Source organism: bacterium, assembly GCA_040757115.1.
In the GTDB taxonomy this organism is placed as follows: domain Bacteria; phylum UBA9089; class CG2-30-40-21; order CG2-30-40-21; family SBAY01; genus JBFLXS01.
Genome location: JBFLYA010000150.1, coordinates 1 through 9,070 on the forward strand (window position 1 = coordinate 1; position 9,070 = coordinate 9,070).

The following is a 9,070-nucleotide window of genomic DNA, read 5'->3' on the forward strand; positions in this document are numbered from 1 at the left end:
GTAACTATTCACCATTCACAATTCACCATTCACAATTTCTTCCCTAAATTTCCTTAATAATGGTGAATGGTGAATTGTCAATTGTGAATTGTGAATTATCACTCTTCACGGTGTCAAGCAAACCTGGTCCAAGAGTTCGATGCACCGCTATAGCGCATCCAATGACTCTATTCGATAATTCATCAAATTTCACTTCGTGCTCTCCGTACCCTTCGTGGTGAATAGTTACTCGCAGAGAAGACATAGAAATAAAGTAACTATTCAGCCACTGATTAACACGGATTAGCACGGATAAAAAAATAAAATCAGTGTTTCATCTGTGTCCATCTGTGGCTGAATAGTTACCAATAAATTTTAATTTTTTCTCTGCGTCTCTGTGTCTGTGCGGTAAACAGTTACTGATTTTTCTCTCAACTTTCAATTTTTATCCTTACCTGTTCCTTAATTTCTATCTTTTCTTTTTCCGGGTCAATTTCTAATCCAAAACCAGAGATATGAACCTTTTTATGAATTATATCCACTCTATCTGGAGTAATAAAAATTTGTGGTTTAGCACGCCAGTTAAGGGTATCACTTCTAAATTCTGTTCCTTCCTCATTCGTTGCTTTAACCTGACCTTTGAGTTCAATATCTCTTGTTTGGGTATCAAGAATGCCATTTTGAGCCTCTACGGTTAAAACAGGTTTGTTATCGGAAAAAAAGATACATTTAATCTGTTCAAGTTTAGTATGTGTTGGCGACATTGCGGCTTTTTTAGCCAATAATTCCCATTGAGGCTTACCAGATATTGTCTCGACAAGGTAAAATCCCTTTAAGCCTGATTCTGAGTCAGAAAATTCAGTCGCAGGAATCTTATCTTTTTCTTTTATTTTACCTGTATTTTTAATTAAAAGAAAACTAATAATTCCTATTAAAATTAAAACAAATATAAAAATTTTTAATCTCATTTAATTGATAGGAAATTGCTTTTTGGGGTTTGGGGATAATTTTATTTATTTTTGGTAACCGTTCACCGCAGAGACACAGAGACGCAGAGAAAAAAATTAAAATCTATTCACCAGAGACAGAAATTTCCTTTTTTTGTGTGCCTTTCGGGTCTTTCGTTGTTTATTAATCTTTTAATACTTACTTTTGACTAACTGTTTTTAAGCCTTTTTAAACACCGAAAAACGCAATAAACACGAAAAAAAAGATATTTTCCTCTCTGTTTTCTCTGCGTCTCTGCGGTAAAGGATTACCTGAACGGTTACTATTTTTGCACCTCCTGAAGGTATTTTAGCAAAAATTTTGTCCTATGTCAACAAAAAATTCGACCTGTTACAAATTCCTCATTCACTACCAATCCGCAAATTTTTACTTTCGATTTATCAGAGTTTCAGAAATTTCCCTTGACATTTTTATTCATTCATTGTAAAATATATTTGGTGTAAGATTAATGAAAATAGGTATTATGGCTGATTCTCACGAGAATATGCCAATGATTGCAAAGGCTGTAGAATATTTTAATCAAGTTCAGGTAGATTTAGTCTTGCATGCGGGTGATATTATATCTCCTATTACTTGTAAAGAGTTTAAGCATCTGAATAGTAAACTCATTGCTGTATTTGGAAATAATGATGGAGAAAGGGCTTTATTAACAAAAAAGTTTAATGAACTAAAGATAGAAATTTATCCGGCTCCTTATGAGTTAACTATTGTAGGAAAAAGGATTTTACTATATCATATTCCAGATTTTTTAGATGATTTAATTAAAACTGGGTCGTATGATGTTATTATTTATGGACATACACATACCGTAGATGTTAGAGAAGGTAAAACATTGGTAATTAATCCGGGGGAATGTGGTGGGTGGTTAACCAATAATTGCACGGTGGGAATTCTTACATTGCCTGAATGCCGTGTGGAAATAGTTAATATGGAGAATAAATGTGAAAAAAAATAATGAATCAAGAATAGGATTAGTTTATCATCCAGCTTATTTACTTCATGAGACCCGAGGGCATCCGGAAAATAAACTTCGATTAATAAAAATATTAAAATACTTAGAAGAAAGTCCAATTAGAGATAAATTATTTTATATTCCACCACGATATGCGACGGTGGAAGAGGTTAGTTTTGTTCATCCATTGACTTATATAAAAATGATAGAGCGTGCCTGCCAGACAAATAAAAAGTCGATAGACCCGGATACCCAGATATGTTCTAAGTCTTATGAAGTCGCACTGTTAGCGGTTGGTGGAGTAATATCAGCAATTGATACGGTGATGGAAGGGAAGAAGGTAAAAAATGCCTTTGCCTTAATCAGACCACCAGGACATCATGCCGAACCTAATAAAGGAATGGGATTTTGTATATTTAATAATATTGCAATTGGCGCAAAATATGCCCAGAAGAAATATGGTCTTAAAAAAATACTGATTATTGACTTTGATGTCCATCACGGAAATGGAACACAATTAGTTTTTTATGATGACCCGGGTGTATTATATGGTTCTATTCATCAATATCCATTTTATCCGGGCACAGGGACTCAATTAGAAAAAGGCGAGGGTAAAGGAGAAGGATTTACTATCAATATTCCTCTTCCGGCTAAAAGTGGTGATTTAGAGTATATTCAGGCATTCAAAAATTACATACAACCACAAAGTTTAGAGTTTAACCCGGAGTTAGTTTTAGTTTCTGCGGGATTTGATGCACATAAAGATGACCCGATTGGCGGTATGAAGTTAACTACGGAAGGTTATAAAAATCTGGCAAAGATGATTTGTGAGATAGCGGAACAATGTTGCGAAGGTAAAATCGTCTCCTGTCTGGAGGGAGGTTATAATTTAGAGGTATTGCCTGTTCTTGTAGAAGAATATCTATTAGAGATGTTGAATTATTAGGGGGAATAATAAGTAATATAAAAAGTAACTATTCACCCTATAGGAAAGTAGGAGAGTAGGGAAGTAGGAAAGGGAAAGAAAATGAATGAGAAGTTATAAGGGAAAAGGGGAAAAACAGGGGAAAATGGGAAAAGAAAAAAGGAAATCACTTTTACCCTTTTCCCCAATTTTCCATTTTCCCTTTATTACACACTGAGCACTTACAAAATCTTAATTTATGCCGTTGTTGAGTATAGTATGAAGTATTTTCCCCTCTTCCTACTTCCTACTTTCCTACTTCCTACTTCCTACTTGCTTGGTATGCTGAATAGTTACTATAAAAATTGGGAATCAGTGATTAGATTTTCACGCTTTCTGTGATTTCTAATTTCAATCTATATTACAAAGGGAGGGAATAAAAATGAATTTTAAAAGCATAATCTTATCTCTATGTTTTTTGATTATTCTTCCCGTTGGTGTTTTTGGAGCAGGGGCGGCATTTTTAAAAATGGATGTAGGAGCAAGACCTCAGGCACTGGGTGGGGCATATACGGCTTTAGCAGATGATGTCACCTCTATTTATTGGAATCCAGCAGGACTTGCCCGGATAAATCAGCCAGAATTTAATTTTATGCACAATGAATGGTTTGAGGGAATTAATTATGAATTTGTTGGCGTAGCATATCCTGTAGAAGATTTGACCTTTGCCACCTCTGTAACCTACCTCTATATGGATGAAATAAAAGAGATATTAAGGGATACTCAGGGTTACGGAAATGGCAGATATTGGGAAACAGGGAAATTGTTTACGGCAGAAAATATGGCATTATCTTTAGCCTTTGCCCAGGCAATCGAAGAAAATCTCTTTATGGGAGTGAATTTTAAATATATTTATGAAACTATTGAAGATACCTCTGCTTCTGGATTTGCTGTGGATTTAGGAATATTAACTAAACCATCAAATAAACTTGGATTGGGATTTGTTATATGTAATGTAGGTCCTAAGATGAAATTTATAAAGGATGAATTCGCATTACCATTAACATATCGGGCTGGAATATCTTATCAATTAGGAAGGAATTTTAATATTTCTTTTGATATAAAAAAGATTAAAGATGAGAAAATAGATTTTTGTGCGGGTATAGAATCATGGTTTGGTGAATGGTTAGCGTTAAGATTTAGTGGGAAAACAAATTCAGATAATAAACTGGGGAAATTTAAAGGTTTATCTACGGGGATGTCTGCTGGATGTGGATTTAAACTGGGTAATTCTGTGCTCGTAGATTACGCTTATGCACCTTATGGTGATTTGGGCGATACCCACAAACTCTCTATCTCAACAAAATTTGGCACTAAAAGGATTCCAACACCTAAAGTTAAACCAATAAAAGTTTATCAACCTATAAAATCTTATGAAGGGGCTAAACCAGAGATAACTAAACCGCTCAAAAAACCAGAGATATTAACTGTTCGGGTAAAGATGGATAATGTCGCTATCTGGGATGGTCCTGGTTCGAATTATCAACGCATTGCCACAGTTTCCAAAGGAACAGAATTGCCTGTTCTGGATACATCGAAGAAATGGTATTATAAAGTTATGTTAGAAGATGGGACTATTGGTTGGATATGTTCTACTTTTGTTGAGTAAATTTTACTATGGATGACATAAATTTCACGAAAGAAGGATAATTATTTATGGAATTTCAAGAGGTTTTTTTAACCTCTTTAATATATAAAAATAGAATTTAAACCGAGGAGGATATAAATATATGGCAGAGATTTTAAAATGTGCAGGTGCAGTTTATCTTGGTATTGAAAAAGAAGGAGATACCTGGCTTGGTAAATTGACCGGAGAATTAACTATATGTGGAGAAGGAAATCTAAAACTTTCAACAGAAGGAGTAACATTTAAACGCTGGCTTCCGCCACGAGAATTCGTTATTCCAATTGAAAAGATAAAAAAAGTAGAGTTGAGCACTACTCATTTACTTAAACCTGTATTCCCGGGGAGAGTCCTTAGAATTGTATATCAAGAATCTCAAGATATACTTATTTTTGGAGTATGGCTTGGGACTCGGGATGGAATAAAATGGAAAACTAAGATAGAATCTCTTCTAACTGGACAGGGTCAAACCGTGACAAAAGAAAGTGAAGAGGGAAGAGAAGAAGATAAATAGGCGAGGACAAAATTAATTGTGTGATATCAGAACGCAAGCTTTTTCTCAGAATTTATCAGGATTTTTTAGCCTATTCTGAAAGGTGTAGAAATTAAGAAGGGAACAGATGGTAGAATAATAGGTAACCGTTCAGGCTATATATCAAAAGTGTAAGAAAGGGGATAAGGAGATAAGAGTGATATGGAGATAAGATAATAGAAATAGATTGAAATTTATAGAAATAGGTAGAAATTGATTGTGGAAAACAACAAATTTCCATAAATTTCTATTAGTTTCTATTAATTTCAATTTTTTTAATAATATCTCCCTATCTCCTTAATCTCCACATCTCCTTTTGTTACACCACCTGAACGCTTACAATATCTGGATATTAAGGAGGAAGATTATGCCTTCACAAGTGTTGAGTAGTATGGAGAAAACAATCAGCCATTTATCTGGTATGGAACAGTTATGGCTGATTGAGCAACTTGCTCATCGCTTACAAGAGAACCTGATGAAAACTCATGTGATTGAACAGTATGCTTTCGAAAGCCAACTTGCTGCGATGTCAATGGACCCTGAGGTTCGAGCTGAGTTGCAAAAGATTGATCAAGAGTTTACTGTAACGGAAGCAGATGGATTGGAGAGCAGATAATGACCATTAATCGAGGAGAAATTTATTTTGTCAATTTGGATCCTGTGAAGGGACGAGAGCAAGCAGGGCAACGTCCAGTATTGGTTTTATCTGTAGATGCCATTAATAAATTGCCTCTTGTGGTTACAGTCGTTGTTGGGACAAGAGGCGAAAACATTTCTCGTGATTATCCGACAAATGTCCGTGTATCACCAGAAGATAGTGGTTTAGCGATAGAAACAATTTTCTTATGTTTTCAAATCCGTTCATTGGATCCCAAACGGTTTCCTGATAAACCAGCTGGCAAGGTTTCAGGTAAGGTATTAGAGAAGATTGAAACAGCTGTTCGTTACTCCCTTGGGCTATGATTGATGTCAAATAGGGGATTGAATTTGAGAAAATGCCCGAAGAACTTCAGATAACATGGGATAAACAAAATTGGAGGTTATTGTTCTCTTAATTTCTAAGCATCAAACAAAGGATGTGTGGTTAAAACTGTTACGATCTTTCCGAACCTCCAACTTCGTTTATCCCAAGAACGTTATCTGACATTCGGCTTGACAGATAGCATCTTCAAGAGCAATACCGGGAGGTGTTTGAAATGGCAACACGAATCTTTACCGCGGTTCTCCACAAGGAAGAAAACCTGTACGTAGCAGAATGCCCCGAAGTTGGGACGGTTAGCCAGGGGTACACTGTTGAGGAAGCCATCGCCAATCTGCGAGAAGCGACGGAGCTTTACCTGGAAAAGTTCCCCCTACTTGAAGTTACCAAGCCGTTGATGACCACTTTTGAGGCGGAGGCGTATGCTTAAGTTACGCAGGGTATCGGGAAAAGAAACTATCCGTGCACTGGAACGCCTGAGTTTCGAGAGAGTGCGGCAACGCGGCAACCACGTGGTGCTTAAGAAACAAACGCCAGAGGGCGCTGTCGGATGCGTGGTTCCTCTGCACCGTGAGCTGGCGATAGGCACGTTAAGGGGCATTCTGCGGCAAGCCAGGATAACCCCTGATGAGTTTATGGAGAACCTTTAGCGAACGAGCGCCGAACGTCAGATAACACGGGCTTTGCGGCTCACTTCGTTCGCCCAAATGCTTCGCACTTCGCAAAGTCCAAAAACGTTAGGCGCAATTTCGGCTAATAGTATGCATATGGAGGATACATAATGACAGACAAATATGGAAGTCATGCAGATTATATGGAATGGGTGAAAGACGATGCAGATTCACGACAAAAATCTATAGAGAAAGCTCTACATGAGGCATTTTCTAATTTCATAGAAAAACGAGAAGTTGAAGTCATTGTCTTTTCGAGTATGAACGCTTTTGATCTTGCAGAAGCTATCGTTAGCCGCCCCCTCATTCTTAAACCACTTTTAGCTGCCTGTAATATTGCGGCAAGAGCAATCGAACGCGACTTATCTATCAAAAATTTAAATACCTATAGTCCTCATCTGAATGAAGATCAGGCTAAAGTTATTGCAGGATATATCAAGCCGTTTTTGCCGTCGTATTTAGAAATCCCCGCCCTCAGCCAGATTGATAGGGTTGCCTTTATTGATAAAGAAATTAGGAAAGGAAAGGGGCGGTGGGAAAAAGATATCCTTGAAAGTCTTAATAGGTTTAGTAGCTTACAGTTCCATAAACGAATATTTACAGCTGGGGGCGAAGAATTTGAGCTGGATGCAGCCAGTCCAAAGTCGGGGGATATTAAAGTTGGAGTAGATATAAAAAGAATCGAAGCCAGAAGAGATATCCATAAGCGATGCGATGAAATCGTTAATAAAGCGGCCAAATTAAAATCAACTTTTCCGAATAGCAAATTTGGTGCTGTTGTGTATTATCCGTTTATTGAAGAACATATAAACATTCAGAATCGCCTTCGTTCGGATAACATAGATTGCGTTGTTTTTGCCTCAGAGTCAAATGAGTCCATCGAAAATGCGGTGAGAATGTTTCTTTCAACGCTGGGAGTATCGAGAAAATGACCAGTCCTAAAACTTTACATCGCTTAATTCAAGGAGATGCTAGGAACCTTTCATTCATACCAGATGAAAGTATCCACCTGGTTGTGACTTCACCCCCTTACTGGATACTCAAAAAGTACCGTGATTATCCCGGCCAGATGGGGCATATTGATGACTATGAGCAGTTCATAGAAGGCCTATCAAAAGTCTGGCAGCATTGCTATCGTATATTAGTCTCCGGTGGGAGATTGGTTTGTGTGGTTGGGGATGTGTGTCTTGCACGAAGAAAATTCGGTAGGCATGTTGTGGTCCCCCTCCACGCAGACATAGCCGTAGCATGCAGGAAAATAGGTTTTGATAATTTGAATCCTATTATTTGGTATAAAATTGCTAAAGCTACATACGAAGTTAACAATGGTACCAAATTTTTTGGCAAACCTTTTGAGCCTAATGCCATAATTAAAAATGACATTGAGTTTATCCTTATGCAACGTAAACCAGGTGGTTACCGTAAACCTACCTTTGACCAACGTCAATTGAGCAAGATCGGCGAGAAAGAGTATGAGCAATGGTTCCAACAAATCTGGAACATTCCGGGGGCGTCAACGAAAGACCATCCTGCTCCCTTTCCATTCGAATTGGCATATAGACTGGTTAGGATGTTTTCTTTCTGGGGAGATACTGTCCTCGACCCTTTCTGTGGAACAGGGACGACAATGCTTGCCGCAATAAAGACTAATAGGAACAGCATTGGTGTTGAAATTGATCCTGAGTATTGTCAAATGGCATTGGAAAGACTTCGACGAGAAGGACGAACTTTATACAATGAAATAGAGATAAAGTTTGAGAAAATGGAGGGGTCTATCAATGAGGGGAGTGAGAATGATGCCGAAAACAGCGCCTAACACAGCATAAAAGGTTCGTGCCTTACGGCACCCACCTAAATCCTTCGCTAACGCTCAGGACTTCTTTTATGCTGGAGCCGATAACCAAAATGACGCAGAGCTCAAAGCCCTTTGGGGTTCGCATTTTGCGGGACACCTACGAAGTGGGGCACATGAAGTGGGTCGCGCTTGCGGGTCGGGGCTGAAGCCAAAATGCCCCTAAAGGGGCACTTCGCTCATCCGCACCACGTTAGGCGAAAGGGCAAGCAAAAAGGATAATCAAAATGGAACCAAAAGACTATAAGAACAGAAGTTACCTTTCAGCAATAGAAGCAGCTAAATTTTTATGGAGGAGTGGGAGCAAACCTTGAATATTGAATTTAGAATACCCACAACGGTAGATAACAGCAGGCTAAAAACTTCTTGATAATATTGATAATGAGCTTTCTCAACAAATGGATAGGTAAGGTTGATAACAATTATATTAGGAGAGAGCGAAAGGTAGTTTGGGAAGAAAAAAATTCTTTGACAACCCAGAAGGGAGATTTTTTGGGGTTAAAAGGGCG

General features: G+C 37.8%; 13 protein-coding genes. 10 read left to right on the forward strand and 3 right to left on the reverse strand.

The window, feature by feature from the left end; genetic code table 11:
• Positions 1-43 precede the first annotated feature (43 nt).
• Together AB1422_12820 and lptC are read right to left on the reverse strand one after the other, a co-directional pair.
• The gene (locus AB1422_12820; GenBank protein ID MEW6620194.1) at positions 44-244 is read right to left on the reverse strand and encodes a hypothetical protein; all 201 of its coding nucleotides are present in this window, start codon (positions 242-244) and stop codon (positions 44-46) included.
• A gap of 166 nt (positions 245-410) precedes the next feature.
• Positions 411-947: an LPS export ABC transporter periplasmic protein LptC gene (gene lptC / locus AB1422_12825; GenBank protein ID MEW6620195.1), complete on the reverse strand. Its 537-nt coding sequence runs from the start codon at positions 945-947 to the stop codon at positions 411-413.
• A gap of 488 nt (positions 948-1,435) precedes the next feature.
• Here lptC and AB1422_12830 point away from each other — a divergent pair, with 488 nt between their 5' ends.
• The 4 genes from AB1422_12830 (at position 1,436) to AB1422_12845 (ending at position 5,041) form a co-directional block, all read left to right on the forward strand.
• Positions 1,436-1,942 (forward strand): metallophosphoesterase, encoded by a 507-nt coding sequence (locus tag AB1422_12830; protein ID MEW6620196.1) that lies wholly within the window; start codon positions 1,436-1,438, stop codon positions 1,940-1,942.
• Positions 1,929-2,885, forward strand: coding sequence for a histone deacetylase (locus tag AB1422_12835; protein ID MEW6620197.1), 957 nt, complete (start codon positions 1,929-1,931; stop codon positions 2,883-2,885). The genes AB1422_12830 and AB1422_12835 overlap by 14 nt, the downstream gene beginning before the upstream one ends.
• A gap of 400 nt (positions 2,886-3,285) precedes the next feature.
• Entirely contained in the window at positions 3,286-4,512 is a 1,227-nt protein-coding gene (locus AB1422_12840) for a PorV/PorQ family protein (GenBank protein ID MEW6620198.1), read from the forward strand.
• 121 nt (positions 4,513-4,633) lie between these two features.
• Entirely contained in the window at positions 4,634-5,041 is a 408-nt protein-coding gene (locus AB1422_12845; GenBank protein ID MEW6620199.1) for a hypothetical protein, read from the forward strand.
• 91 nt (positions 5,042-5,132) lie between these two features.
• Here the strand turns inward: AB1422_12845 and AB1422_12850 are convergent, their stop codons facing one another.
• Positions 5,133-5,300, reverse strand: coding sequence for a hypothetical protein (locus tag AB1422_12850; protein ID MEW6620200.1), 168 nt, complete (start codon positions 5,298-5,300; stop codon positions 5,133-5,135).
• 126 nt (positions 5,301-5,426) lie between these two features.
• On the opposite strand from AB1422_12850, the gene AB1422_12855 reads away from it, so the two are divergent.
• The 6 genes from AB1422_12855 (at position 5,427) to AB1422_12880 (ending at position 8,525) form a co-directional block, all read left to right on the forward strand.
• Positions 5,427-5,675 (forward strand): hypothetical protein, encoded by a 249-nt coding sequence (locus AB1422_12855; GenBank protein MEW6620201.1) that lies wholly within the window; start codon positions 5,427-5,429, stop codon positions 5,673-5,675.
• Positions 5,675-6,022 carry a type II toxin-antitoxin system PemK/MazF family toxin gene (locus AB1422_12860; protein MEW6620202.1) on the forward strand — a complete coding sequence of 116 codons (348 nt, stop codon included), beginning with the start codon at positions 5,675-5,677 and terminating at the stop codon, positions 6,020-6,022. Before AB1422_12855 ends, AB1422_12860 begins: the two co-directional genes overlap by 1 nt.
• Positions 6,023-6,255: 233 nt before the next feature.
• Entirely contained in the window at positions 6,256-6,468 is a 213-nt protein-coding gene (locus AB1422_12865) for a type II toxin-antitoxin system HicB family antitoxin (protein MEW6620203.1), read from the forward strand.
• A complete protein-coding gene (locus tag AB1422_12870; protein MEW6620204.1) occupies positions 6,461-6,688 on the forward strand; it encodes a type II toxin-antitoxin system HicA family toxin in 228 nt (75 codons plus the stop codon). Before AB1422_12865 ends, AB1422_12870 begins: the two co-directional genes overlap by 8 nt.
• Before the next feature lie 131 nt (positions 6,689-6,819).
• Positions 6,820-7,641 (forward strand): hypothetical protein, encoded by an 822-nt coding sequence (locus tag AB1422_12875; protein ID MEW6620205.1) that lies wholly within the window; start codon positions 6,820-6,822, stop codon positions 7,639-7,641.
• Positions 7,638-8,525: a site-specific DNA-methyltransferase gene (locus AB1422_12880; GenBank protein ID MEW6620206.1), complete on the forward strand. Its 888-nt coding sequence runs from the start codon at positions 7,638-7,640 to the stop codon at positions 8,523-8,525. The genes AB1422_12875 and AB1422_12880 overlap by 4 nt, the downstream gene beginning before the upstream one ends.
• The last annotated feature ends 545 nt before the right edge of the window (positions 8,526-9,070 follow it).

Bases quoted from the DNA above. Each gene is read 5' to 3' on its own strand.
- AB1422_12820 (MEW6620194.1), bottom strand. From the start codon at position 244: ATGTCTTCTCTGCGAGTAACTATTCACCACGAAGGGTACGGAGAGCAC.
- lptC (MEW6620195.1), bottom strand. From the start codon at position 947: ATGAGATTAAAAATTTTTATATTTGTTTTAATTTTAATAGGAATTATT.
- AB1422_12830 (MEW6620196.1), top strand. From the start codon at position 1,436: ATGAAAATAGGTATTATGGCTGATTCTCACGAGAATATGCCAATGATT.
- AB1422_12840 (MEW6620198.1), top strand. From the start codon at position 3,286: ATGAATTTTAAAAGCATAATCTTATCTCTATGTTTTTTGATTATTCTT.
- AB1422_12845 (MEW6620199.1), top strand. From the start codon at position 4,634: ATGGCAGAGATTTTAAAATGTGCAGGTGCAGTTTATCTTGGTATTGAA.
- AB1422_12850 (MEW6620200.1), bottom strand. From the start codon at position 5,300: ATGGAAATTTGTTGTTTTCCACAATCAATTTCTACCTATTTCTATAAA.
- AB1422_12855 (MEW6620201.1), top strand. From the start codon at position 5,427: ATGCCTTCACAAGTGTTGAGTAGTATGGAGAAAACAATCAGCCATTTA.
- AB1422_12860 (MEW6620202.1), top strand. From the start codon at position 5,675: ATGACCATTAATCGAGGAGAAATTTATTTTGTCAATTTGGATCCTGTG.
- AB1422_12865 (MEW6620203.1), top strand. From the start codon at position 6,256: ATGGCAACACGAATCTTTACCGCGGTTCTCCACAAGGAAGAAAACCTG.
- AB1422_12870 (MEW6620204.1), top strand. From the start codon at position 6,461: ATGCTTAAGTTACGCAGGGTATCGGGAAAAGAAACTATCCGTGCACTG.
- AB1422_12875 (MEW6620205.1), top strand. From the start codon at position 6,820: ATGACAGACAAATATGGAAGTCATGCAGATTATATGGAATGGGTGAAA.
- AB1422_12880 (MEW6620206.1), top strand. From the start codon at position 7,638: ATGACCAGTCCTAAAACTTTACATCGCTTAATTCAAGGAGATGCTAGG.